The organism is Pseudomonas sp. Marseille-QA0332 (genome assembly GCF_054950175.1).
Window position 1 is genome coordinate 2722238 of the sequence record NZ_CM143106.1, and the last position, 22872, is coordinate 2745109.

The following is a 22872-nucleotide window of genomic DNA, read 5'->3' on the forward strand; positions in this document are numbered from 1 at the left end:
GCAGTCACTTCACCACCTGGCCGACCCCCCGTCCACGGGGGTCCGAGGCGGTTTCCAGCTTGTCGCCGGTGACCCGGATCGCCTGGATGTCGCCCATTTCCCAACCTTGATCCTCGAGCACATAGCCCATCTTCTTCAGCTGTTCGGCCACCGGCCCGGTCAACGGCGCATAGCTGTCGAAGTAGATGGTGTCCTTGGGCAGCAGTTGGTGATGGACACGCTGGGCGGCTACGGCTTTTTCCAGTGGCATGCCGTAGTCGTACAGGTTGTTGATCACCTGGAAGATCGAGGTGAAGATCCGCGAGCCGCCCGGTGTGCCGATCACCAGGGTGACCCTGCCATCACGGGTGACCAGGCTCGGGCTCATCGACGAGAGCATGCGCTTGCCGGGAGCAATGGCATTGGCGTCCCCGCCGACCACGCCGAAGGCATTGGCCGCGCCCGGCTTGGCACTGAAATCATCCATCTCGTTGTTGAGCAGGAAGCCGGCGCCCTTGACCACCACGCCGTTGCCGTAGTCGAGGTTCAAGGTATAGGTGTTGCTGACGGCGTTGCCCTGCTTGTCGACGATGGAGAAATGGGTGGTCTGGTGCGATTCCAGGCCCGGGCGTACGTGCTCGGTCGCGGATATGGCCTTTGCATCGACCTGCGCGGCGCGGCTGGCCAGGTAGGCCTTGTCGATGAGCTTGTCCACCGGCACCTGGGCGAAGTCCGGGTCGCCCAGGTAGTCGGCGCGGTCGGCGAACACCCGCTTCTCGATCTCGGCCAGCAGGTGGATGTACTGCGCCGAGTTGTGCGCCACCCCCTTGAAGTCCGCCGCGCGCTCTTCCTTGATGCCCAGCAGCTGGGCCAGGGCGACACCGCCGGAGCTCGGCGGCGGGGCGGTGTACACCGTGTTGCCGCGCCACTGGATGGCGATCGGGTCGCGCCAGACCGCCTTGTAGTCGGCCAGGTCCTGCTTGCTGATCAGGCCCTTGTCGGCCTGCATCTGCGCGACCAGCAGGTCGGCCGTCTTGCCCTGGTAGAACTCGCTCACGCCCTTGTCGGCGATACGCTCCAGGGTCTGCGCCAGCTCCGGCTGGCGGAACAGCTCGCCGACCTTCATGTTGCCGAAGTAGTCATTGAAGTTGGTGGCGCCCTTGAACAGGCCCTGCACATCGTCGCGGTACTGGTACTGCTTCTGCGCGACCTTGAAACCCTCCCGGGCATAGCCGATGGCTGGCGTCAGCAGCTCGCTCCAGGGCAGCTTGCCGAACTTCTGGTGCGCTTCCCACAGGCCCATGACGGTTCCCGGCACACCGGCCGCCCGTGCGCCCACCAGGCTCATGTTCTCGACAATCTCGCCATTGTCGTCCAGGTACATGTTGCGGCTGGCGGCCTTGGGCGCGACCTCCCGGTAGTCGAGGAAGTACGGCTTGCCATCGACATACAAGGTCATGAAACCGCCGCCGCCGATATTGCCCGCCTCCGGGTAGGTGACCGCCAGCGTGAACGCCGTGGCGACGGCGGCATCCACGGCGCTGCCACCTTTTTTCAGGATATCGGCGGCCACCTTGGCCGCATACTCGTCGGGCGCGGCCACCGCGCCACCTTCCAGGCTCGTGGCGAACGCTCCGGAGCTGGCCAGCAGTGCAACGCCGAGCGTCAGAGGCTTGAACATGACGATTCGCATGGGACTTCCTTGGTTGTTGTTCTAGTCGAACCTTCATTAAAGGCCGAGGGCGGCCGAATCGGCAAATTTCGTACAGCGGCTGGTCGGCTAAGCGGCAGGCGTGTCGCCCGCCGGCAAGCAGGCATAGACCGCAAGCTTGTGCTGGATGAAGTCCAGGAAGCAGCGGATGCGCAAGGCCAGCTGGGTATTGCGGTAGTACACCGCGTGAATCGGCTGACGATAGCCACTGTTGGCATGGGCGAGGATGACCTGCAGGCGCCCGGCGCGGATGTCTTCGTGAGTCATGAAGTGCGACAGGCAGGCGATGCCCTCCCCGGCCAGCGCCAGCTGGCGCAAGGTTTCGCCGCTGGAGGCCAGCAGGCTCGGCCTGATCGTCCAGCGGTCGCCATCGGCATGCCGCAGCGGCCACTGGTTGAGCAGTTCCGGGCGACTGAAGCCGAGCAGGCAATGCGCCTGCAATTGCTCGACCCGCTCCGGCACGCCATGGCGCGCCAGGTACGCCGGGCTGGCGAGCACCTGCAGCGGGCTGCAACCCAGCGAGCGCGCGTGCAGGCTCGAGTCGGCCAGCTCGCCGATACGGATGGCGACGTCGGTACGCTGTTCCAGCAGGTCGATGATCAGGTCGTCGGTGTCCAGCTCCAGGTCGATGGCCGGGTAGCGCTGGCGGAACTCGCCGATCCACGGCAGGATCGCATGCAGCATGAAAGGCGCGGCGGCATTGATGCGCAGGCGCCCCGCCGGGGTCTGGCGATGAAGCGACAGGTGCTCTTCCATGTCGTCCATCTGCGCCAGGATCGACCTAGCCCGCTCGACGAAGAAGCGGCCCTCCTCGGTCAGCTCCATGCGTCGGGTAGTGCGATTGACCAAGGTGGTGCCGAGCTTGGTTTCCAGGCGCGACAAGCTGCGACTGACCGCCGACGGCGTCTGCCCCAGGTGTTCGGCGGCCGCGGAAATCGAACCGCTGTCGATGACCGAGACGAACACCTGCAATTCATCGGAACGGGTTTTCACATATCAGGCCTGTGGCGAAAGTCCGTGACAGTGTCGGCCGGTTGCGCCAGGCGATGCAAGCGTCGGCCGGACATACCCGCGATTGCGCCGCAAGTTCGGCTTTCAGGCCGGCCGTTCGACGATCGGCCAGCGTCATATGCAACAGGAAATTTAACTTGCCCCAGGGGTTGAATTTGCCCTGCGTTTGCCTGACCTTAGAGTCAAGAGGCAATCGGATCCCATGGCCTCCACGGCCTGGGCAAGCCTCTTGCGAGCCAGCTGAATAAGGATTGAATCATGCAGATCCAGGTAAACAGCAGCAACCAGATCGAAGGCAACATCCGACTCAACGAATGGGTGACCAGTACCCTGGAAAGCGCGCTCGATCGCTATGACGAAGACCTTACCCGCATCGAAGTCCACTTGAGCGACGAGAACGGCTCAAAGTCCGGCCCGGATGACAAGCGCTGCCAGCTGGAAGCTCGCCCCAAGGGGCACCAGCCGATTTCCGTGACCCATACCGCGCCATCGCTCGACCAGGCCGTCGAAGGCGCCGCGGACAAACTGCACAATGCGCTCGAGCACTTGTACGGCAAGCTGCGCAGCAAGCGCGCGGTACCCGAGCAGGTCGTCGATCCAGAAGCATGACCGACAAAGCGCCCGGCGCATCGCGCCGGGCGTTTGCGTTCGAGCCGCCGGCCACGGATCGCCTGTACGGTGGTACCGACTGAACCAACCGCCGCACGTCCCGGTCCACCCTTGCAAGCCCCTTTGCGCAGAACCGGCATCATGAACAATCCCTTCGACCTGATCAGCGACGCCTTCGCCCCGCGTTATCGAGTCAACCTGAGCATCGAGCGCCTGGACGGCAGCATCATGCTGACCCTGTCCGACGACAGCGGTATCGCCGCCAAGCGCCTGATCACCCGCGAACAACGCAACGACCCCAGGCACCTGCGTCGGCTGATCGACAGCATCCGCCTGGGTCTGGCCATCGAACAGGGCCAGAACACGCTGGAGGTCCTGGCCAGCCTGGGCCACGACCGGCGCCAAGCCAGCCAGGCGTCACAGGCCGGCGTGCCCGGCTGAGCTACTTGCCGTCGTCCATATCCTTGCCATTGGCATCGAGCACCCGGGTCGAGGGATAGCGATACGACGCGTAGCGCACCACCAGGATGGAAAACGCCAGCAGCAGGATACCGCCACACAGGTACAACAGGCCCACGTCCGGGGCCTTGTGGTGCGAGACGTCGCCGATCAGCAGGCGGGTCAGCGCCGTTATCGCCACATAGAGCAGGAAGCGAATGGGCATGTGGTTGGTCTTGAAGTAGATCCCTACCATGGCTCCCAACTCCAGGTAGATGAACAGCAGCAGGATGTCGTCCACGCTCACCCCACCCTTGCCGAGCATGTCCAGGAAGCTCATCAAGGCGGCCCAGGCCGTCACCCCGCCGATGCCGAACAACGCCAGGTAGTGGAAGGACTCGACGCAGAGATTGCCCAGCGAGTCGGCGGAGCCGTGCAGGCTCGCGCGCAGTTTTTCAGCCCATTTGATGTTCACGATGTGCGTTCCCGATACGACAGCAAGAATGGTGCGTCACCGATGTGACATTTTGGCCATGCAGTAAAAGGGCCAGGCCCCTGCATGAGAAGGCGACCGATTGCCGCAAGGCACTTGCCCGGTAGGCGCATGAAGCTGTCACGACCGTCGGGTAACGCTGCGGTTGCAGACGGGGCGCGAATCGGGAATACTGTATATAGATACAGCAATCTACACACAGCAAAAAAAGGCACAGAGGTGATGAATGGCCGTCGAAGTGGTATACCGCAGCAGTCGCGATCCGGAGCGCTTGTTCATGGATAAGGCCGAGGCAGACCGTCACGACAAGATGCTCGAACTGGCCGAGCGCCTGGCCGAGGTGCTGCAAAAGGCAGTACCGTCGCTGAGCGAACAGCAGGTCGAAGAAGCAGGGATCTACATGGCGAAGAACCGCGACGTGTTCGCCCGGGCGTTCAAGAGCCAGCCCGATGCACTGGCCGAGCTGCTCGAAAACGGCAAGCTGGAGTGACCTTCGCCGGGGCCGCGGCTTGCCCTTAACGCGGCCGCTGCGGCGCCCCGGTTGTGTCCGCCGCGTACAACAGCCGCTCGGCCAGTGACTGGGCCACTCGGGCTGGCGAGCGTTTTTCGGCCTGCGCATGGGCGAACACTTCGGTCAGGCGCGACGGGATACGCGCCAGGTGCGCAGTGATGGTTGCGAGGCTTTCGCCACGGTGGCTGAGCGCCACGTGGATCAGCCCTCCGGCATTGATCACAAGGTCCGGGGCATAGAGGATGCCGCGCTTTTCCAGCTGGTCGGCGACCTGCAAGGTCGTCAGCTGGTTGTTGGCGCCCCCGGCCACGGCGGCACAGCGCAGCTGCATGGCGCTCTGGCCGGTGAGCACGGGGCCGACACCGCAGGGTGCGAAGATGTCGCACGGCGTACTGACCAGCGCCTCGTTGGCCACGGGGTGCGCATCGAGCTGCTCCATGGCCAGCTGCACCCGACCCTGGTCATGATCACTGACCAGCAACTCGGCGCCGGCCGCGTGCAGCTGCTCGGCCAGTGCGTAGCCGATATTGCCCAACCCCTGCACCGCGACACGCAATCCCTCCAGGTTGTCGCTGCCCAGGCGCGCCATGGAAGTGGCACGAATTCCGGCGAATACACCCATGGCCGCATGCGGCGAGGGGTCGCCGCACGCCGTGGTGCTGCTGACATAGGCCGTGCTCCGGGCGACGCAGTCCATGTCCAGCATCGAGGTGCCGCTGTCCACGGCGCAGATGAATCGCCCCTGCAAACATTCGACGAAACGTCCGAATGCCTCGAACAAGGCGGCCCGGCTTTCGACGTGTGGATTGCGCTTGATCACAGCCTCGCCGCCCCCCACGGGCAGGCCCGCCAGCGCGGCCTTGTAGCTCATGCCCTGGGCCAGACGGAGGGCATCGATCATCGCGCTTTCGTCGTCGGCGTAGGCCAGGTAGCGGCACCCGCCCAAGGCCGGGCCCAGCTGTTCGCTGTGGATGGCAATCACGGCCTTGAGCCCGGTGACGGGGTCGACACACAGGTGCAGCGACTGCGTGCGAGTGCTTTGCATGGGCGCGAACATCGACGGCTCCTCGGCGAGGCGCTCACCACAGTATAGGCAGCTCGATGCAGCTCGCCTGCGCGGCGGATCACTGGACGAACACCGTGGGCGCGGCTACAAGTTAAACATTAGGATGGGTACGAACAGTCGTCGAGCCTCGATCGGACGAGGCGAAAGCGGTTGAGCGAGCGTGGTTGATGGGTTGTGGATACGCATTCCGGGCCTGTTCCAACGCTACACGTTCGACGTTCAGCGCTGTTCGTACAAGGCCTGGGAGACAAGCCATGGACCCACGCAAAACCTGCCTGGCCTGCCTGGAGCGCGAGCCTGCCGATCTGCTGGAAGCGGCCCTGTGGATCGCCGCCGAACATGATCGCGGCGTCGATCCTGCCGCCTGCCTGGTCCAGATGCAGGCATTGCAACGCGAAATCAGCGTCCAGTTGCCGCTGCTGCCGCTTGGCGAGCTGGCCCAACCCTTGCTGCGCCAGCTCACCGCCCTGGGGTTCCAGCAGGATGAATACCATCCGTTGCGTCCTCAGGCGGCCATGCTCGACAAAGTGCTGGTACGTCGTCGCGGCCAGCCGCTGACGCTGGCGATTCTGGCCCTGGAGCTGGCGCGACGGCTGTCGATTCCGCTCGAGGGCGTGAACTTTCCCGGCCATTTCCTGCTGCGCACACCCGGCGCCGATCATCTGCTCGACCCTTGCGCAGGACGGCGCCTGTACCCTTCCGACTGTCGCGAGCTGCTGGGCCGCCAGTTCGGCCCGCAAATGGCACTCGATGCCGAACACCTGTGCAGCGCCAGCCCACGACAGATGATGCAACGTCTGTCACGCAACCTGCGCCAACTGCACACCAGTAATGACAACGACCTGGCAGCCCTGGTGGATGCCGAGCGGGTCATGCAGCTCGGCCCGGTGACGGTCGGCGACTACCTGGCCCGCGCCGCGCTCTACCGGCGCCTGGACTGCCCGCAGGCCGAGCGATTCGATATCGAGCATGCGCTGCTGCTGAGCGAGGATCCGCTGCAACGCCTGCGCTTGGGCGAGCGACTCGGCCAATTGCCCACGGCCAGGCGCTCGATTCACTGAGCCGATGCTTACTGGGCCGGTGTGTCGACCTGCCGGACGGGATGGGCGCCGATGAAGGCCGGATGCTGGGCAGCCAGCGCGGCCACGCGTCTGATTCGTGGCCAGGCATCGAGCCCGACGGCGAAGCGTTCGGCGGCATATAGCTGGGGGATGAGAAAGATGTCGGCCAGGCCCGGCTCGTCCCCCAGGCAGTAGCCGCTGTCGCCGATCAGTCGTTCGATCGCTGCCAGGCCCTGTTCTATCCAGTGGGCATTCCAGGCCTGGACCTGCTGTTCGTCATGCCCCAGGAGACGCAGGCGATGGGCCACGCTGACGTTGTGCAGAGGGTGGATATCACAACCGATCAGGGCGGCGATGCTCCGGGCCCGGGCTCGCGCCTCGGGCGTGGTGGGCAGTAGTGCAGGCTGCGGCCAGGCCTCCTCCAGGTACTCGATGATGGCTGGCGACTGCAACAATACCGTGCCGTCATCCAGGCGCAGGGCCGGCACGCGGCCTTGCGGGTCGATGGCCAGGTAACGGGGCTCGTGCTGCTCGCCCTTGAGCAGGTTGACCGGCACCGCCTGGTAGTCCAGCCCCTTGAGCGCCAGGGCGATCCGCACCCGATAGGCCGAAGTGGAGCGGTAGTAGGTATGGAGCTGCATGCCTTGCCCCTTCAGTCGGCGGGGATGATCTTGCCACGGCATTCGCCGAACCCGATGCTGGGCACGCCATCGCGCTTGCAGCGGGCGCGCAGGATGATCTCGTCGCCGTCCTGGAGAAACCAGCGCTCCTCGCCGCTGTCGAGCTCGACCGGCAACTTGCCGCCCTGGGTGATCTCGAGCAGGCTGCCGAACGAGCCAACCTCGCGACCAGAGAGCGTCCCGGAGCCGAACAGATCGCCCGGCTGCAACTGGCAGCCATTGCCGGTGTGATGGGCGATCATCTGCGCCACGGTCCAGTACATGCTCGAAGCGGCATGGCTCACGGTCAAGCAATGCGCCGGCAGGCCCAGCTGGCGCGTGCGCTCGGTGAGCAGCAGTACCTCCAGTTCGATGTCGAAGGCTCCCTGGGCCTGGTCGGCGCTGTCGAACAGGTAGGGTAGCGGCCGCGGATCGCCTTCGGGGCGCGCCGGCTGGGCGCAGCGGAACGGCGCCAGGGCCTCGGCGGTGATGACCCACGGCGACAGACTGGTCAGGAAGCTCTTGGACAGGAACGGTCCCAGCGGCTGGTACTCCCAGGCCTGGATGTCCCGTGCCGACCAGTCGTTGAGCAGGCACAGCCCGGCCACATGCTGCCCGGCATCGGCGATGGCGATAGGCTCGCCAAGCGCGTTGCCCGGCCCGATCCAGATGCCCAGCTCCAGCTCGAAGTCGAGCCTGGCGCAAGGCCCGAAACTCGGCCCATCCTGCCCAGGCGCAAGCGTCTGCCCCTTGGGCCGGCGCACCGGAGTGCCGGACGGCCGCAAGGTCGAGGCACGGCCGTGATAGCCGATGGGCACATGCTTGTAGTTGGGCAGCAACGGATTGTCCGGACGGAACAGCTTGCCGACATTGGTGGCATGTTCGATGCCCACGTAGAAATCGGTGTAGTCGCCGACCCGCGCCGGCAAGTGCATCTGGCATTCGGCCGCCGGATACAGCGCCATCTGCAGGCAAGCCTGGTGCTCGCTGTGCTCGCCGAGCAGTTCCAGCAAGCGTTCGCGCAAGGCTCGCCGGCTGCCAGCGTCCAAGGCGAAGAAGTCATTGAGCGCCCCGCCGCGGGTCGCTTCGGCGGCGACCTTGGCCGGCCCGGCCAGCAGGCCGCTGGCCAGCACGGCTTCCAGGTCAAGAATGGCCTCGCCGATGGCCACGCCACAGCGGGCCACTTCGCCCGGCCGGCTGAAGATGCCCAAGGGCAGGTTCTGCAGCGGGAAGTCGCCATGCCCGTTGGCGTGCGCGACCCAGCTGCGAGGGAAATCGGTCTGGCTCATGCTCATCTCCGCTGTGGGTTGAAGGTGCTCGGCAAGGTCGCCCAGCAAGCGTCGTAGTCCGGTTGCAATTGCACGCTGCCGTAGGCCGCATGGCTCGGCCGCAGTACCTGGCTGGTCTCGAACATGAAGGCCATGCTGGCCTCGATCCGCTGCGGCTGCAGGCGCGCCTCGATGGCCCTGGCGCAGGTCTCGGCGTCGGGGCCATGGGCGCTCATGCACGGATGCAGCGAGGCCCCGCCCGGCAGGAACCCTTCGGCCTTGGCGTCGTAGGCACCCTGAATGAGCCCCATGAACTCGTTCATCAGGTTGCGGTGGAACCAGGGTGGACGGAAGGTATCCTCGGCGACCATCCAGCGCGGCGGGAAGATCACGAAATCCATGTTGGCCATGCCAGACCTGCTGCCCGGGGAGGTCAACACGGTGAAGATGGACGGGTCGGGATGATCGTAGCTCACGGTGCCGAGGGTGTTGAAACGCTGCAGGTCGTACTTGCAGGGCACGTTGCTGCCATGCCAGGCCACCACGTCCAGCGGCGAATGGGGCAGCTCGCAGGCCCACAGCTCGCCGAGGAACTTTTGCACCAGTTGCACTGGCTCGTCGCGCTCTTCGTAGCAGGCCACTGGCGCCAGGAAGTCGCGCGGATTGGCCAGGCCATTGCTGCCGATCGGCCCCAGGTCCGGCAGGCGCAACGGCGCGCCGTGGTTTTCCGCGATATAGCCACGCGCCTGTGCGTCGAGCAACTCGACGCGGAACTTCATGCCGCGTGGCAACACGGCGATTTCCAGCGGTTGCACCTCGAGCACCCCCAGTTCGGTGACGATGCGCAGGCGGCCCAGCTCCGGCACCAGCAACAGCTCGCCGTCGGCATCGTAGAACACCCGGTCCATGGAGCGGTTGGCGCGGTAGACGTACACGCTCACGCCATCGGACTGCTCCGGCAGCGCCGTGGCGGCCATCGGTAGCCAGCCCTCGATGAAATCGGTAGGCACCTCGGGGATGGGCTGCGGATCCCAACGCAGCCGGTTCGGTGAAATCGCGCCCAATGGACCGGCCATGGGCTGCTGCTCGAGCCGCTCGAACCGCGGGTGCAAGGCGGACGGGCGAATGCGATAGAGCCAGGTACGCCGCAGTTCGCTGCGCGGCACGGTGAAAGCCGTGCCGGACAGCTGCTCGGCATACAGGCCATAAGGGGCTTTCTGGGGCGAGTTGCGCCCTACCGGCAAGGCGCCCGGCAGGGCCTCGCTGGCAAACTCGTTGCCGAATCCACTCTGGTAGCGGGTTTCGGCGCACGATGCGTGGTTCATCCCTGCCTCCCGGCTTTGGCAGCCTCGATGGCCATGCGGCGAAGGCCAAGCAGCTGCGCTGGGCCTGCGACGACAGTGCCTGTTGTTTTTATCGTAACCAAATTACGAATAACGTAATTTGCCGACTGCCAACCGTCAAGCTATAAAGACGCCCTTTCCCGCTTCACAGGATGTCCAAGGTCATGGCCAAAGCCAGTCCCGCCGTAGAAAACGCCAGGCAAAAGGTCCGTTCGGCGGAGGTCGGCACCGATATTCTCAAGGCCCTGGCCCAGCTGGCGCCGTCCACCTCGCTCTCGCGCCTGGCCGAGCATGTCGGCATGCCGGCCAGCAAGGTCCACCGTTACCTGCAAGCGCTGATCGCCAGTGGTTTCGCCGAGCAGGATGTCGCCACCAACCACTATGGACTGGGGCGCGAGGCCTTGCGGGTGGGGTTGGCCGCGCTGGGCAGCATCGATGTGCTCAAGGTCGCCGCGCTGCCGCTTTCGCAATTGCGTGACGCGCTCAACGAGAGCTGCTTCCTCGCGGTCTGGGGCAACCAGGGCGCGACGGTGGTGAACATCGAGCCGGCCGTTCGCGCGGTGACCGTGGTCACGCAGATCGGCTCGGTGCTACCGCTGTTGTCCTCGTCCACCGGGCTGGTGTTCGCCGCCTACCTGCCCGAACGCGAGACGGTCGAGCTGCGCGATCGTGAACTGGCGGTCCTCGGCCAGGCGCCGGAGCATTACCAGAGCCTGCTGGCCGGGATCCGACAGCGCGGCTTGCATCATGTCCATGGCCTGCTGTTGCCAGGCGTCGATGCATTGTCCGCGCCGATCTTCAACGCGCTTGGCCAGGTCGCCGCGGTCATGACCGTGGTCGGCCCGACCTCGATGTTCCACGCCGACGAGGACGGCCCCGCTGCGCGCCGGCTGCTGGCCGCGACGCAGGCCGCCAGCTGGCGCATGGGCCATCAGCCGCTTCCCTGATTGGCACGCTGTTGCCTGTAGGGCCGAAAGGTCTGCGCGGTCGACTGTTACCCGCTGTGCAAAAGTGAATGTCAGTGGGGACGGTTTTTCCTTGCTGCTCAGACGCTTATGCTGGCCCTATTGCTGACGCGCAAGGCATTTTCCCCCAGCTTGCGCATCGGCAGTGCTCCGACGCGGATTTTGAAGCTCCTTGATCTGACGTCTTGATTGGCCGCTGCCTGGGCAGCGGCTTTTTTATGCCCGCGCTTCGGACCAGGCGAGCGGTGACGCCACGCTCGACAACAGCTGTTCACGGAACGCCAGGTAGTGCCTGAGCACCTGCACCGGAGCTTCGGTATGCGGATAGTGGCCGATGCCCTGGAGTACCACCACATCCGGCTCGGCCACCAGCTGCTGGTAACGTTCGACCATGTGCGCGCCCGAGATCGGGTCGACCACGCCATTGATCAGCCGCAACGGCACCTCGCTGTTGCGCAATGCGCCAACCCAGCGCGCCCGCTGGCTACGGCGCTCGAGCAGATAGCCAGCCAGCTTGTGCAGTACTCGGGTGCCACGATTGGACAGCATCAGGCTCCAGTAGTCGTCCAGCGCGCTCTCGCTGGGTTTGGTGCGTGGACCATGGATGCGGATCACGCTGCGGACCAGGTCGTCACGACCGAACGAACGGGCAACCAGCCAGCCCAGCGGGCTGAGCAGCAGCTTCTGGACCAGCAGCAGGCGGGACACTTCGGGGAACAAGCCACTGTTGAGGAACACGCAGCTGGCGAGGCTGGCGCGCTGCTCGGCGTGTCGCGCCAACAGTTCCTGGGCGACGCTGCCACCGTAGTCATGGGCCAGCACGTGGACCGGCTGGGTGATGCGCAGGTGGTCGAGCAACGCCTGCTGCAGGTCGGCCTGCTCCAGCAGGCTGTAGTGATGATCCAGTGGCTTGGCCGAGTCGCCGAAGCCGAGCATGTCGCAGGCGACCAGGCGAAAACGCTGGGCAAGCGGCGCCCACAAGTAGTGCCAGTCCCAGCTGGCGGTGGGGAAGCCGTGCAGCAACAGCAGGGGCTCGCCCTGCCCCGCTGTCCAGTAACGTACGTTCTGGCCTCGGAAGGTGAAGTTCGCGCCCCGGGTACGCCAGACGCTCAATGGGATTTCGGCCAATGGCATCAGACGAGTCTCGCGAGGGTGGGACTGGAGGTGGGGGTGGGGTAAATGCTCACGGTTGCGGTCATTGCAGGCTCCTTCGGCACATTCGTGTGCTCTGTGTAGCGACTCAGTCTAGACACAGCCAGGCACGACGGAAGTTGCGTTGGCAGCCAGCTTGATGACTTGCTGGGTCAGTGGCCCGAACGGTCGTCTGCCTTCATGCGGCCAGGTGCCAGCGATACGGCTCGCCGAGCGCATGAATCGGCCGCACGCGCCGTTTCCCCGACGGCGGGCTAGTGCCCAAGCGCCGCCATGAACTGCTGTAGCCAAGGTTCGGCATCGGTCTCCTGGTCGACCGTCTCGCTGGCATCCAGGCGCAGCATGGGCACGATTTCGCGCACGCCCAGCTCGGCATAAAGCTCGCGAACCTGCTCGCCGCCACCGCAATAGGTATCGCCGTAGCTGGAGTCGCCCAGGCCGATGACCGCGCCAGGCAGCCCGCGCCACTGGCCTGGCAGAGCGTCACGAATGCTGTCGAACAGCGACGCGAAGTCATCCGGCAACTCGCCCATGCCGGTGGTGGCGGTCACCACCAGCAACGCATCGGGGGCAAAGTCGAGGATTTCCTGCAGGGTGCTCCGGGGCGAGTGCCAGGCTTCGAAGCCGGCCGCTTCGAGCAGTGTCCTGGCGTGACGGGCGACGTCTTCGGCGGTGCCGTAGACCGTGCCGGAAATAATGGCGACTTTCATCGGGAAGGATTCCGAAACAGAGTGAAAAAGTAGGATACTAGCATCCGACAGTAGCAATAGGCCGCTTTTGCGCGGCGATTTTCCCAGCAAGGCACGCTCCCATCGAACATGATCGACGCTCAGTTGCTGCACGCCATGGTCGATGCCTCCAACGACGGCATCGTGATCGCCGAACAGGAAGGTGACGACACCATCCTGATCTATGTGAACGCGGCGTTCGAGCGCCTGACCGGCTTCGCCGCCAGCGAGATCCTCTATCAGGACTGCCGTTTCCTGCAGGGCAACGATCGCGATCAACTGGCGCGCCTGCGGATCCGCAAGGCCATGGCCGAGGGCCAGCCCTGCCGGGAGATCATGCGCAACTACCGCAAGGACGGCAGCGCCTTCTGGAACGAACTGTCGATCACCCCCGTGCGTGACGAGACAGATCAGCGTCTCTACTACATTGGCGTGCAAAAGGATGTGAGTCGCCAGGTGGAACTGGAGCGCGAGCTTGCCCAGCTGAGGAACCGGCTGGACGAGCTGGAAAACCTCCACCGCCTTTGAACCAAGCACCGTCGCCACGGTCCATCCGTGGAGTCGCACGATTGCAACCTTCGAGTTCGGACATGCAAGCAGACGCTCTTCTTACCAAGGATGAACTGGATTTCATCCTGGACATGCAGCAGGTTTCGCCGCTCGACCAGGCATCCACGTCAGGTTTGCAGGTCAACGGCGATCGCCGGCTCAAGGACTTGCTCACCCGCCTGGTGGCCAACGAGCAAGTCACCCTGCAGGCGCATTTCAACAACCAGCAGATCAGCTTTCCGCTGCAGCTGGTCGAGGATGAATCCCACTCCCTGCACCTACAACTGGGCGCGCCGGACATCTACGAAGATGGGCCAAGGCTGCGTCCGTGGCGTCTGGCCCTGGCCACGCCGCTGCCCCTGCTCGACGCACAAGGCAAGCGCAGCGGGCTGTTTGTGCGGGACATCTCGCTCAAGGGCGCGCTGCTGGAAGTGCGTGACCTGCCACAAGCGCCTGCCCGCTTCGACCTGCGCTTCGCCCCCGGCACGGGCCTGCCGATCGACCTGAGCGGCGTGCTACGTCGGCGTATCCATGCCAGGCTGGCCGCCTACGACCTGAGCAGCAGCTCCGAGGAGGCCATCGAGCGCTTGCGCGACTATATCCTCCAGGCCCATCGCCAGGCCCACCCCGACCTGCACACTCAGGTCTCGCTGTAACTTTTCAGGAATTGCCGCAGGCGGCGGCGCATGGTCCTGCCATCGCCGCCGAGCAGCCCCACCGCGCCGCCTGCCAGGCCGTCCCCGATCTGCTCGGCGACCTCGCCGGCCAGCAGCAGCGGGCATGCCACCGCGCCGGCCAAGCGTTGCAGACGCCGTTCCAGCCGAGGCAAGGCGGGTTGGTTGCAGAACAGCACCAGCGCTGCCGGCGCCATGCGCTCGACCACCAGGGGCAATTCTTCCAGCGGCTGCCCGATCGGCAGCACCGTGACATTGAGCCCTTGCCCACCTAGCAGCAGGCCAGCCAGCAACAGCTCGAGCTCGGGACAATGTGCCAGGAGCCCAGCCAGCACGACCTGGCGCCCCTGCGGCTCATGGTCCGCGCTCAGTTGCTGGTGTGCCCAGGCCCGCAATTGCTGATCGAGAAAAAGCCACTCGCTGGTCTGGCCAAATGCCTGCTGCCCACCGCGCAGCGCCTGCCACAGCGGCACCAGCAGCTGGCCGAAAACCTGCTCGCGAGCCTGGCGGGCCGTCAGTTGCGTACACAATCGCTGCAGCGCTGGCGCATCGAAGGCGTGCACTGCCTGACGCAACTGCGCGCGCCACCAGGCATGCTCGCCAGGCGCTGCCGTGCCGCCGGCATCTTCCCGGGCCAGGCGTTCGCGCGCGAGGATGCAACCGACCCGGCTCACCGCCACGCCACGCTCGAGCCAGCCCAGGATCCGCCGGATGTCCTCCACATCCGCGAGGGTATACAGGCGATGACCGCTTGCGGTGCGCGTCGGCTCGATCAGCCCATGACGACGCTCCCAGGCGCGCAAGGTCACCGGGTTGACGCCGGTCAGACGGGCCACTTCGCGAATCGGCAGAAGCCCCTCGGCGGTGACGTCGATGTACAGGTCAGGGGTGCTGGGCTGGGATTCCATGGGTCGATCGTCTGGCATCGGAAGGCCTACAGTCTACGCGACGAATTCTGTCGCGCGGCGCCCTTGCGTCGGCCAACGTTCCTGGCTCCCCGCAGGCGAAGGGGCGCACGCGGTACGGCAGTTCGGGTATGCTGGGCCCACCCATGCCGAAGACCGATGAATTGACCGCGCAGAACATGAACAGCCCAATCCTCGTAACCGGAGCCAGCCAGCGGGTCGGGCTGGCGCTGGCGCTCGAACTGGCCAAGGCCGGCCACACGGTGGTCAGCGCCAGCCGCAGCATCCGCCCCGAGGCGGCGCACCCGAACATCATCCAGTTCCAGGCCGATCTTTGCCGCGAGGCCGACCGGCTAGCGCTGGTCGAGCACCTGCAAACCGGGTATCCAGGCTTGCGGGCAATCATCCACAACGCTTCGCTGTGGCTCGAAGACGGCCTGGCCAACCTGGATACCATGTTCCGCCTGCACGTCGAGGCGCCCTATCATCTCAACCTGGCCCTGGCCGACCAGCTGGCCAAGGTGGACAAGGCCGACATCATCCATATCTGCGACGAAACCTCCTCGCGTGGCAGCAAGAGCCACATCGGCTATGCCGCCACCAAGGCGGCGCTGCAGAACATGGTGCTGTCATTCGCCGAAAAGTACGCGCCGAGGGTGCGCGTCAACGGTATCCTGCCTGGCCTGCTGATCTTCAAGGAAGACGGCGACCAGGCCTATCGCGAACATGCGTTGAAAAAAGCCCTGCTGGAATTCGAGCCCGGAGCCGAGCCCTTGATCGAAGCGGTCATGTTCCTGCTCGAAAGCCGCTACAGCACGGGCAGCCAGGTGGTCATCAATGGTGGCCGCCATCTGAAGAACCGAATCGCCTGAGAGACGCCCATGACTCCTCAAGAACAGCTCGAACTCGAAGCCGCCGCCTTCCGCCGCCTGGTCGCCCACCTGCGTGAGCGCACCGACGTGCAGAACATCGACCTGATGAACCTGTCCGGGTTCTGCCGCAATTGCCTGTCCAAGTGGTACAAGGCCGCCGCTGACGAACGTCAGCTCGACCTGAGCCTGGACGATGCCCGCGAAGCGGTGTACGGCATGCCTTACGCCGAGTGGAAAAGCCAATACCAGAAAGAAGCCAGCGCCGAGCAGCAGGCGGCGTTCGAAAAAGGAAAACCCCGTGACTGATCTTGCCACCTTGCGCGCCAGCCTGACCAGCGGCGAACACACGTTCGCCGACACGCTGGCCTTCATCGCCGACAACTACCGCTACACGCCGCAAGCCTTCGAGAATGGCCAAGTGCATAACGCCGCCGGGCAGAACGAAGGCTCCTGCAAGACCCTGGGCCTGGCCCTGCTCGAAGGTCTGAGCGACCAGGAAGCCCTGCTGGCGTTCGGTGAACACTACCGCAGCGTGCAGGCCACCCCGGATGGCAGCGACCATGCCAACATCCGCGCCCTGATTGCCCACGGCCTGGCCGGCGTCAGGTTCGCCGCCCAACCGTTGCAGCGCCTGGCCTGAGCGAAGCCTTGCCGTGGCCAGGGTCCGACCGGGCCACGGCCGCTTCAGGTGGCCGGCACGGCCCGAGGCACGGGCCTGCACAGCTGCTCGAGGCGTGAGCCCTCGTAGGTGGTTTCGCGGAACAGCCGCCAGCGCCCGAACAGCCCGTACACATGAGTGATGCGCCCCATCTCGGTGTAGCCCATGCGCAGGTGCAGGCGCATGGCCGGTACGTTGTGGCTTTCGACGACGTCGATGGTCGACGTGCAGCCTTTGTCGAGCATGGCCTTCCACATCGTCACCTGTGCCGTGTGCGACAGTCGCGTGCCGTAGTAGCGCCGGATCAGCTCCCCGCTGTGGGCGAAGTATTGCCCTGGCTGCACCTTGAACGTGCATCCATAGTAGTGCTTGTCGTGGTAATCGCTGGTCGTGGACCACATCACGCCCACCACATCGCCCGCCTCGTCCACCCACATGTGACCGATGTGGCCCTGCTCGGCAAACTCTCGCATCACCTCGACACGGTCGCCGAAGTGGCGCTCGAAACGATGGATTTCGGCCGGGGTGATGTCCAGGCGAGTGAGCGGCGGATGATCGCGCAGCCTGACCTGCTCTACCGGCAGCTTCAGGTCCCGCTCCGTCCAGATCAGTTCCCAGTGAAAGAACACATACCGTTCAAAAGCTGTTTTCAGTGAACGTTTCAGGCCCTTGCGCCTGAGTCGCTGCAGCAGCGCAATCGTACCCACATCCCGTCCCCCTAGCTGGTTTAACGTACTCCCCAGATAGCGGTATAGGTCAGGTATGGGCAGAATGCGCGGCGATTGCAGGAAATACTTTGTTTCAAATAGTTTCAGATCGAAAGAAATCCCGCGCACTTCGAAAGCGCGCGGGACTGGAATGAAACCTTATAGCTGAATGCAGTCGAATTGCACGTCGGTCGCAACGTCCTGGTCGTAGTCGACATCGCTGCGCTCGAAGCCGAACAGGTTCAGGAACTCACGCTTGTAGCCCGCGTAATCGGTCAGCTCAAACAGGTTTTCGGTGGTGACCCGCGGCCATAGGGCCTTGCAGGCGTCCTGCACGTCGTCACGCAGCTCCCAGTCGTCCAGGCGCAGGCGGCCCTTCTCGTCGACCTCGCCCGGCTGGCCGTCGGCGCGGTACATGCGCTCGCGGAACATGCGGTTGAGCTGCTCGCCGGTGCCTTCGTGAAGGCCCTGTTCCTTCATGACCTTGAAGACCATCGACAGGTACAGCGGCATCACCGGGATGGCCGAGCTGGCCTGGGTCACCACCGACTTGAGCACCGCCACGTTGGCGCCACCGCCGACTTCGCCGGACAGCTTGGCGTCCAGACGCATGGCGGTATCGTCCAGGTCCTGCTTGGCCTTGCCCAGCGCGCCATGCCAGTAGATCGGCCAGGTGATCTCGGTGCCGATGTAGCTGAAGGCGACGGTACGCGCGCCCTGGGCCAGAACACCGGCCTCGGCCAGCGCATCGATCCACAGCTGCCAGTCCTGGCCCCCCATGACGGTGACGGTGTCGGCGATTTCCTGCTCGCTGGCCGGCTCGATGGACGCCTCGATGATGGTGTCCTTGTTGGTGTCGATGGCAGTCGACTTGTACGGCTGGCCGATCGGCTTGAGCGCCGAGCGAACCACCTGGCCGGTCTGCGGCAGCTTGCGCACCGGCGATGCCAGGGAGTAGACCACCAGGTCGACCTGGCCACCCATTTCGTTCTTGATCAGCTCGATGACCTTGGCACGGGCCTCGTCGGAGAAGGCATCGCCATTGATCGACTTGCTGTACAAGCCCTCGGCCTTGGCGAACTTGTCGAACGCGGCGGCGTTGTACCAGCCGGCCGTCCCGGCCTTGCTCTCGGTGCCCGGCTTCTCGAAGAACACGCCCAGGGTATCGGCCTTGAAGCCGAACGCCGCGGTGATGCGCGCAGCCAGGCCGTAACCGCTGGAAGCACCGATCACCAGGACCTTCTTCGGCCCGTCTTCGCGCACGCCTTGCTGGCGGGTCGCTTCGATCTGGTCACGCACGTTGAGCTCGCAGCCCTTGGGATGGGTCGTGGTGCAGATGAAACCGCGGACTTTAGGGTGAATGATGGCCAATGTCTGTACCTCGTCAGGTGTTGGGCTCAGGAACCGTCCGGCACGCGGCGGTTCCGCTTGATCAGAGGGTGAGACTACACCCACAAGTCATCCGACACATATTAAGGGCTGCCCCTGCGCTTTCCAAACGACCTGCCGTTGGCCAGGCAACCGCCTTCCGCCGACAACATGAGGAAAATTTGTTTTAAACATAAATTCAATGAGTTTGTTTCAAAAAGGCCCACTCTCCAGAATGAACGCATCAATTCATGGAGACTGGCTACATGGCTTTCGCACACAACCTAGGCTTTCCTCGCATCGGGCGCGATCGAGAACTGAAGAAGGCTCTGGAAGCCTACTGGAAGGGCGAGCTGGACGAAGCCGGCCTGCGTGCCACCGGGCGCGAACTGCGCGCCGCGCACTGGCAGGCGCAGAAGCAGGCGGGCATCGAGCTGCTGCCGGCCGGTGACTTCGCCTGGTACGACCAGGTGCTGACCCACTCGCTGACCTTTGGCGTGATTCCCGAGCGCTTTCGCCCGCACGGCGATGCCAGCCCGACGCTGGACACCTTGTTCGCCATGGCTCGCGGTACCAGTCAGGGCAGCGCGCGAGGCTGCTGCGGCAATGCTCACGCCCAGGAAATGACCAAGTGGTTCGACACCAACTATCACTACCTGGTCCCGGAGTTCACTGCCCAGCAGCGGTTTGCCCTGAGCTGGGAGCAACTGTTCGAGGAAGTCGACGAAGCCCATCAGCTCGGCCACGCGGTGAAACCCGTGCTGCTCGGCCCGCTGACTTACCTGTGGCTGGGCAAGACCAAGGGCGGCGACTTCGACAAGCTCGACCTGGTCGACCGCCTGCTACCGATATATGACCAGATCTTCCAGCGCCTGGCTGGCCAAGGCGTGGAGTGGGTGCAGATCGACGAACCGATCCTGGTGCTCGACCTGCCCCAGGACTGGAAGAACGCCTACGAGCGGGTCTACAACATTCTCCAGCGCGCGCCGTTGAAGAAGCTGGTCGCCACCTACTTCGGCGGCCTCGAGGACAACCTGGGCCTGGCCGCCAACCTGCCGGTGGACGGTCTGCACATCGACCTGGTACGCGCACCGGAGCAGTACCCGACCATCCTCGATCGGCTGCCGGCCTACAAGGTCCTCTCCCTCGGCCTGGTCAATGGCCGCAATGTCTGGCGTTGCGACCTGGACAAGGCGCTCGAGGTACTACGTCATGCCGCCGAACGCCTGGGCGAACGCCTGTGGGTGGCGCCGTCCTGTTCGCTGCTGCACAGCCCGGTGGACCTGGCTCGCGAAGACCAGCTCGATGAGCAGGTGAAGGACTGGCTGGCGTTCGCCGTGCAGAAATGCCGGGAAGTGGCCGTACTGACCCTGGCGCTCGACCAGCCCGAGGCCCAGGAAGTAACCGCCGCGCTGGCCCGCAGCCGGGCCGCACAGGCCAGCCGCGCTGCCTCGCCACGCATCCACAAGCCGGCCGTGCAGGCCCGGGTCGCGGCGATCAGGCCTGCCGACAGCCAGCGCCAGTCGCCATTCGAGCAACGCATCGAGCGCCAGCGCGCCCGTCTCGAGCTGCCCGCGTTGCCCACCACGACCATCGGTTCGTTTCCACAGACCTCCTCCATCCGCCTGGCACGCCAGTCGTACAAGCAAGGCCGGTTGACCGAGGCCGACTATGTCGAGGCCATGCAGAGCGAGATCCGGCATGCCGTGCAGATCCAGGAGAACCTGGGGCTGGATGTGCTGGTGCACGGCGAGGCCGAGCGTAACGACATGGTCGAGTATTTCGCCGAGCAGTTGGACGGCTATGCGTTCACCCGCTTCGGCTGGGTACAGAGCTATGGTTCGCGCTGCGTCAAGCCGGCGATCATCCTTGGCGACCTGAGCCGTCCGAAGGCCATGACCGTGGAATGGATCCGCTACGCCCAGGGCCTGACCGAGAAGGTCATGAAAGGCATGCTGACCGGCCCGGTGACCATGCTGATGTGGTCGTTCCCGCGCGAGGACATCTGCGGCCAGGCCCAGGCCCGGCAACTGGCCCTGGCCATTCGCGACGAAGTGCTCGAGCTGGAGGCCGCCGGCATTCGCATCGTGCAGATCGACGAAGCCGCCTTCCGTGAAGGCCTGCCGCTGCGCAAGAGCGCCTGGGCCGGCTACCTGGAATGGGCCAGCGAAGCCTTCCGGCTGTGCGCATCCGGGGTGCGGGACGATACCCAGATCCATACCCACATGTGCTACAGCGAATTCAACGATGTGATCGAATCGATCGCGGCGATGGACGCCGACGTGATCACCATCGAGACCTCGCGCTCGGACATGGAGCTGCTCGAAGCCTTCGAGCGCTTCGCCTACCCGAACGAGATCGGACCAGGCGTGTACGACATCCATTCGCCACGGGTGCCGGCCAAGGAGGAAATGGTCGAGTTGCTGCGCAAGGCCGCACGCCGTATCCCGGCGCGGCGCCTGTGGGTCAACCCCGATTGCGGGCTGAAGACCCGTGGCTGGCCGGAGACCGAGGCGGCGTTGGTGAACATGGTGGCGGCGGCGCGGCAGTTGCGGAGTGAATTGGAGGGGTGAGTCGCGGCGGTAGCTCTTTGAGGCAGGTTCGGGGGCTGCGTTGCGGCCTCAGGACCTGGCAGGTTCAAAAGGGGGAGTTCCTGCGCGAGCCGTGCCAGCGAGGGAGACAGCGGCAGTGGCCTGGTGCTCGGATCCGCTTTTGCGGGCCATCGTGGCACTGCGGCCGCGCCTGCGGTGTTGGCCGTGCTTGCAGTCCCATCGATCAGTCCGAGCCGTGGATTCCGGGGCCATGGGACGGGCCCCGGAACGCTCGGCAATCATCCCCTACCAGGCAAGCACGACGACCGCTCCCGCCCGCCTCCGGCACCCAGGCTCGCCGACAGCGCGCCTGGCGCCAGGTCGGGCTCGTGATACCGCTGCTGGCGCTGTACCTGCACGGCGGTAATCGACGCCAGTTCCCAGCGGTTCACCCCCAGCACATAGTTGCGAGCCTGCTCGACGCTGACCTGCTCGTCGTCGCTGTGCAGCTCGCAGGTGCCGGCCTGGTTGTCATGGGTGTAGCTGACAAGGTAAAGGTACTTGGACATGATCCCTTGCTCCATCAAGTGACAACCGGCGCACGTATCGCCGTTCAGCGTCGACCGTGCGCCACCGCTCAGGCGGCGTTCTGCGCGCCTTTGTACTGCTTCTTGAACGCCTCCATGCGCTGTCCCATCGCTTCGAGCGCCTGCTGGTCGAACAGCTCCCTGACCTTGGGGAACATCTCCGACTCTTCCTCGTCGATGTGATGTTCGAGCAGCTCTTTCATCACCTTGACACGCCCGGAGAACTCCACGGTGCCGGTCTCGGTGTTGAGCAGGTCCGGCAGCACCAGCGAGTCGACAGCGCGGTGTTCTTCCTTGGCCTCGTAGTACATCTTGGCTTCTTCCTTCTTGCCGGCTTCCTTGAACGCCGGGTAAAGGATCTGCTCTTCGATCTGCGTATGCAGCTGCAGCTCGTATTCGAGCTTGTGCAGCAACTCGGCGCGCTTCTTGACCGCGCGCTCGGTAGTCGATTCCAGCTCTTCCAGCAGTTTCTTGACTGTCTTGTGGTCGTTGACCAGCAGTTCGATAGCGTTCATGAGCACCTCATCAGTACCAGGACAAACACGGGGGTCGCATGAGATGGAGTGGTGCAAGCGCAGCGGGGTTCCCTACCTTTCGACGGCTGGCACATCCATGAAAAAAGGCCCGCAAGGCGGGCCACAAGAGCACACGCAACCGTGTTTCAGCGCGGGTTGGGCTGGTCGTCGAACTCGGCGTTGTCGGTTTCCTGGTCTGTCGGGCGCGGGTCGAGCTGGGTGTCGTCGCCCTCGACCGGGCGCTGGTCGTGATCGTCCGGCAGCTCCTCCACCCCGGCCTCGCGCGACGGATGAACATCCGTGCGCCCGGGGCTCAGCGGGTTGCCGGAAGTCGGCAGCGGATCGACCGGCGGAATGTCGTGGTTGTCTGGCGCAGGCATGCGATTGTCCTCTGGCGCGAGCGAAGGCTTGTGATAATTTGAGGAACAGCCGAATCACTCGGTTCGATCTGCCTGCGTACCGCTCATCAGCTGCCCTCAGGCGCAAAGCTGGCCAGCCGATATCATGGGTAC

Annotated in this window: 26 protein-coding genes; 11 read left to right on the forward strand and 15 right to left on the reverse strand. The window is 64.7% G+C overall.

Annotation, left to right across the window (positions count from 1 at the left end):
- Window positions 1–4: 4 nt before the first annotated feature.
- Together ggt and ACY8GK_RS12630 are read right to left on the reverse strand one after the other, a co-directional pair.
- On the reverse strand, window positions 5–1672 hold the full coding sequence (gene ggt, locus ACY8GK_RS12625) for a gamma-glutamyltransferase (RefSeq protein ID WP_462401374.1): 1668 nt from the start codon (window positions 1670–1672) through the stop codon (window positions 5–7).
- Between the two features lie 87 nt (window positions 1673–1759).
- Window positions 1760–2683, reverse strand: coding sequence for a LysR substrate-binding domain-containing protein (locus ACY8GK_RS12630; protein WP_196176876.1), 924 nt, complete (start codon window positions 2681–2683; stop codon window positions 1760–1762).
- A gap of 276 nt (window positions 2684–2959) precedes the next feature.
- Between ACY8GK_RS12630 and ACY8GK_RS12635 the strand changes: the two genes are divergently transcribed.
- Window positions 2960–3310 carry an HPF/RaiA family ribosome-associated protein gene (locus tag ACY8GK_RS12635; protein WP_196176874.1) on the forward strand — a complete coding sequence of 117 codons (351 nt, stop codon included), beginning with the start codon at window positions 2960–2962 and terminating at the stop codon, window positions 3308–3310.
- A 141-nt stretch (window positions 3311–3451) separates the two neighbouring features.
- Window positions 3452–3751, forward strand: a complete 300-nt coding sequence (locus ACY8GK_RS12640; protein ID WP_196176872.1) for a DUF3509 domain-containing protein — start codon at window positions 3452–3454, stop codon at window positions 3749–3751.
- 1 nt (window position 3752) lies between these two features.
- Here ACY8GK_RS12640 and ACY8GK_RS12645 read toward each other — a convergent pair whose 3' ends face one another.
- Window positions 3753–4223, reverse strand: a complete 471-nt coding sequence (locus ACY8GK_RS12645; RefSeq protein WP_196176870.1) for a phosphate-starvation-inducible PsiE family protein — start codon at window positions 4221–4223, stop codon at window positions 3753–3755.
- Window positions 4224–4467: 244 nt separating this feature from the next.
- Here ACY8GK_RS12645 and ACY8GK_RS12650 point away from each other — a divergent pair, with 244 nt between their 5' ends.
- The gene (locus ACY8GK_RS12650; protein ID WP_196176868.1) at window positions 4468–4731 is read left to right on the forward strand and encodes a YebG family protein; all 264 of its coding nucleotides are present in this window, start codon (window positions 4468–4470) and stop codon (window positions 4729–4731) included.
- 25 nt (window positions 4732–4756) lie between these two features.
- Here the strand turns inward: ACY8GK_RS12650 and ACY8GK_RS12655 are convergent, their stop codons facing one another.
- Entirely contained in the window at window positions 4757–5809 is a 1053-nt protein-coding gene (locus ACY8GK_RS12655; protein WP_196176866.1) for a Glu/Leu/Phe/Val dehydrogenase, read from the reverse strand.
- Between the two features lie 263 nt (window positions 5810–6072).
- Between ACY8GK_RS12655 and ACY8GK_RS12660 the strand changes: the two genes are divergently transcribed.
- A complete protein-coding gene (locus ACY8GK_RS12660; RefSeq protein WP_462401375.1) occupies window positions 6073–6879 on the forward strand; it encodes a SirB1 family protein in 807 nt (268 codons plus the stop codon).
- Window positions 6880–6887: 8 nt separating this feature from the next.
- On the opposite strand, the gene maiA is transcribed toward ACY8GK_RS12660, so the two are convergent.
- From maiA to hmgA, 3 genes are read right to left on the reverse strand one after another with little or no spacing between them, the layout of a single operon-like run.
- Window positions 6888–7520: a maleylacetoacetate isomerase gene (gene maiA, locus ACY8GK_RS12665; protein WP_462401376.1), complete on the reverse strand. Its 633-nt coding sequence runs from the start codon at window positions 7518–7520 to the stop codon at window positions 6888–6890.
- Between the two features lie 11 nt (window positions 7521–7531).
- Complete coding sequence (gene fahA, locus ACY8GK_RS12670) at window positions 7532–8827, reverse strand: fumarylacetoacetase (protein ID WP_196176860.1); 1296 nt, start codon at window positions 8825–8827, stop codon at window positions 7532–7534.
- A gap of 2 nt (window positions 8828–8829) precedes the next feature.
- Window positions 8830–10131, reverse strand: a complete 1302-nt coding sequence (gene hmgA, locus ACY8GK_RS12675) for a homogentisate 1,2-dioxygenase (RefSeq protein ID WP_196176858.1) — start codon at window positions 10129–10131, stop codon at window positions 8830–8832.
- Between the two features lie 182 nt (window positions 10132–10313).
- Between hmgA and ACY8GK_RS12680 the strand changes: the two genes are divergently transcribed.
- On the forward strand, window positions 10314–11096 hold the full coding sequence (locus tag ACY8GK_RS12680; RefSeq protein WP_196176856.1) for an IclR family transcriptional regulator: 783 nt from the start codon (window positions 10314–10316) through the stop codon (window positions 11094–11096).
- 234 nt (window positions 11097–11330) lie between these two features.
- On the opposite strand, the gene ACY8GK_RS12685 is transcribed toward ACY8GK_RS12680, so the two are convergent.
- Together ACY8GK_RS12685 and ACY8GK_RS12690 are read right to left on the reverse strand one after the other, a co-directional pair.
- The gene (locus tag ACY8GK_RS12685) at window positions 11331–12248 is read right to left on the reverse strand and encodes an alpha/beta fold hydrolase (RefSeq protein ID WP_462401377.1); all 918 of its coding nucleotides are present in this window, start codon (window positions 12246–12248) and stop codon (window positions 11331–11333) included.
- A 272-nt stretch (window positions 12249–12520) separates the two neighbouring features.
- Window positions 12521–12976, reverse strand: a complete 456-nt coding sequence (locus ACY8GK_RS12690; protein ID WP_196176852.1) for a flavodoxin — start codon at window positions 12974–12976, stop codon at window positions 12521–12523.
- 108 nt (window positions 12977–13084) lie between these two features.
- Between ACY8GK_RS12690 and ACY8GK_RS12695 the strand changes: the two genes are divergently transcribed.
- Both ACY8GK_RS12695 and ACY8GK_RS12700 read left to right on the forward strand, forming a co-directional pair.
- Entirely contained in the window at window positions 13085–13522 is a 438-nt protein-coding gene (locus ACY8GK_RS12695; RefSeq protein WP_196176849.1) for a PAS domain-containing protein, read from the forward strand.
- 62 nt (window positions 13523–13584) lie between these two features.
- Window positions 13585–14199 (forward strand): PilZ domain-containing protein, encoded by a 615-nt coding sequence (locus tag ACY8GK_RS12700; protein WP_462401378.1) that lies wholly within the window; start codon window positions 13585–13587, stop codon window positions 14197–14199.
- Here ACY8GK_RS12700 and ACY8GK_RS12705 read toward each other — a convergent pair.
- On the reverse strand, window positions 14184–15125 hold the full coding sequence (locus ACY8GK_RS12705; protein WP_462401379.1) for a MerR family transcriptional regulator: 942 nt from the start codon (window positions 15123–15125) through the stop codon (window positions 14184–14186). The genes ACY8GK_RS12700 and ACY8GK_RS12705 overlap by 16 nt on opposite strands.
- A 176-nt stretch (window positions 15126–15301) precedes the next feature.
- Here ACY8GK_RS12705 and folM point away from each other — a divergent pair, with 176 nt between their 5' ends.
- From folM to ACY8GK_RS12720, 3 genes are read left to right on the forward strand one after another with little or no spacing between them, the layout of a single operon-like run.
- Window positions 15302–15994, forward strand: a complete 693-nt coding sequence (folM, locus tag ACY8GK_RS12710) for a dihydromonapterin reductase (protein ID WP_462403020.1) — start codon at window positions 15302–15304, stop codon at window positions 15992–15994.
- Between the two features lie 9 nt (window positions 15995–16003).
- Window positions 16004–16300, forward strand: a complete 297-nt coding sequence (locus ACY8GK_RS12715) for a DUF1244 domain-containing protein (RefSeq protein ID WP_196176842.1) — start codon at window positions 16004–16006, stop codon at window positions 16298–16300.
- Window positions 16293–16634: a HopJ type III effector protein gene (locus ACY8GK_RS12720; protein WP_462401380.1), complete on the forward strand. Its 342-nt coding sequence runs from the start codon at window positions 16293–16295 to the stop codon at window positions 16632–16634. Before ACY8GK_RS12715 ends, ACY8GK_RS12720 begins: the two co-directional genes overlap by 8 nt.
- A 44-nt stretch (window positions 16635–16678) precedes the next feature.
- On the opposite strand, the gene ACY8GK_RS12725 is transcribed toward ACY8GK_RS12720, so the two are convergent.
- Both ACY8GK_RS12725 and fabV read right to left on the reverse strand, forming a co-directional pair.
- Window positions 16679–17359, reverse strand: a complete 681-nt coding sequence (locus ACY8GK_RS12725; protein ID WP_462401381.1) for an N-acetyltransferase — start codon at window positions 17357–17359, stop codon at window positions 16679–16681.
- Between the two features lie 159 nt (window positions 17360–17518).
- Entirely contained in the window at window positions 17519–18730 is a 1212-nt protein-coding gene (gene fabV, locus ACY8GK_RS12730; RefSeq protein ID WP_462401382.1) for an enoyl-ACP reductase FabV, read from the reverse strand.
- Window positions 18731–18993: 263 nt separating this feature from the next.
- Between fabV and metE the strand changes: the two genes are divergently transcribed.
- Window positions 18994–21300, forward strand: coding sequence for a 5-methyltetrahydropteroyltriglutamate--homocysteine S-methyltransferase (metE, locus tag ACY8GK_RS12735; RefSeq protein ID WP_462401383.1), 2307 nt, complete (start codon window positions 18994–18996; stop codon window positions 21298–21300).
- Between the two features lie 257 nt (window positions 21301–21557).
- Here metE and ACY8GK_RS12740 read toward each other — a convergent pair whose 3' ends face one another.
- The 3 genes from ACY8GK_RS12740 to ACY8GK_RS12750 form a co-directional block, all read right to left on the reverse strand.
- Entirely contained in the window at window positions 21558–21827 is a 270-nt protein-coding gene (locus ACY8GK_RS12740) for a hypothetical protein (RefSeq protein WP_196176834.1), read from the reverse strand.
- Window positions 21828–21895: 68 nt separating this feature from the next.
- Window positions 21896–22360, reverse strand: coding sequence for a hemerythrin domain-containing protein (locus tag ACY8GK_RS12745; protein ID WP_196176831.1), 465 nt, complete (start codon window positions 22358–22360; stop codon window positions 21896–21898).
- Between the two features lie 146 nt (window positions 22361–22506).
- On the reverse strand, window positions 22507–22740 hold the full coding sequence (locus ACY8GK_RS12750; protein ID WP_196176829.1) for a hypothetical protein: 234 nt from the start codon (window positions 22738–22740) through the stop codon (window positions 22507–22509).
- Between the last annotated feature and the right edge of the window lie 132 nt (window positions 22741–22872).

Bases quoted from the DNA above. Each gene is read 5' to 3' on its own strand.
- ggt (WP_462401374.1), bottom strand. From the start codon at position 1,672: ATGCGAATCGTCATGTTCAAGCCTCTGACGCTCGGCGTTGCACTGCTG.
- ACY8GK_RS12635 (WP_196176874.1), top strand. From the start codon at position 2,960: ATGCAGATCCAGGTAAACAGCAGCAACCAGATCGAAGGCAACATCCGA.
- ACY8GK_RS12640 (WP_196176872.1), top strand. From the start codon at position 3,452: ATGAACAATCCCTTCGACCTGATCAGCGACGCCTTCGCCCCGCGTTAT.
- ACY8GK_RS12650 (WP_196176868.1), top strand. From the start codon at position 4,468: ATGGCCGTCGAAGTGGTATACCGCAGCAGTCGCGATCCGGAGCGCTTG.
- ACY8GK_RS12655 (WP_196176866.1), bottom strand. From the start codon at position 5,809: ATGTTCGCGCCCATGCAAAGCACTCGCACGCAGTCGCTGCACCTGTGT.
- ACY8GK_RS12660 (WP_462401375.1), top strand. From the start codon at position 6,073: ATGGACCCACGCAAAACCTGCCTGGCCTGCCTGGAGCGCGAGCCTGCC.
- maiA (WP_462401376.1), bottom strand. From the start codon at position 7,520: ATGCAGCTCCATACCTACTACCGCTCCACTTCGGCCTATCGGGTGCGG.
- fahA (WP_196176860.1), bottom strand. From the start codon at position 8,827: ATGAGCCAGACCGATTTCCCTCGCAGCTGGGTCGCGCACGCCAACGGG.
- hmgA (WP_196176858.1), bottom strand. From the start codon at position 10,131: ATGAACCACGCATCGTGCGCCGAAACCCGCTACCAGAGTGGATTCGGC.
- ACY8GK_RS12680 (WP_196176856.1), top strand. From the start codon at position 10,314: ATGGCCAAAGCCAGTCCCGCCGTAGAAAACGCCAGGCAAAAGGTCCGT.
- ACY8GK_RS12685 (WP_462401377.1), bottom strand. From the start codon at position 12,248: ATGCCATTGGCCGAAATCCCATTGAGCGTCTGGCGTACCCGGGGCGCG.
- ACY8GK_RS12690 (WP_196176852.1), bottom strand. From the start codon at position 12,976: ATGAAAGTCGCCATTATTTCCGGCACGGTCTACGGCACCGCCGAAGAC.
- ACY8GK_RS12695 (WP_196176849.1), top strand. From the start codon at position 13,085: ATGATCGACGCTCAGTTGCTGCACGCCATGGTCGATGCCTCCAACGAC.
- ACY8GK_RS12700 (WP_462401378.1), top strand. From the start codon at position 13,585: ATGCAAGCAGACGCTCTTCTTACCAAGGATGAACTGGATTTCATCCTG.
- ACY8GK_RS12705 (WP_462401379.1), bottom strand. From the start codon at position 15,125: ATGGAATCCCAGCCCAGCACCCCTGACCTGTACATCGACGTCACCGCC.
- folM (WP_462403020.1), top strand. From the start codon at position 15,302: ATGAACAGCCCAATCCTCGTAACCGGAGCCAGCCAGCGGGTCGGGCTG.
- ACY8GK_RS12715 (WP_196176842.1), top strand. From the start codon at position 16,004: ATGACTCCTCAAGAACAGCTCGAACTCGAAGCCGCCGCCTTCCGCCGC.
- metE (WP_462401383.1), top strand. From the start codon at position 18,994: ATGGCTTTCGCACACAACCTAGGCTTTCCTCGCATCGGGCGCGATCGA.
- ACY8GK_RS12740 (WP_196176834.1), bottom strand. From the start codon at position 21,827: ATGTCCAAGTACCTTTACCTTGTCAGCTACACCCATGACAACCAGGCC.
- ACY8GK_RS12745 (WP_196176831.1), bottom strand. From the start codon at position 22,360: ATGAACGCTATCGAACTGCTGGTCAACGACCACAAGACAGTCAAGAAA.
- ACY8GK_RS12750 (WP_196176829.1), bottom strand. From the start codon at position 22,740: ATGCCTGCGCCAGACAACCACGACATTCCGCCGGTCGATCCGCTGCCG.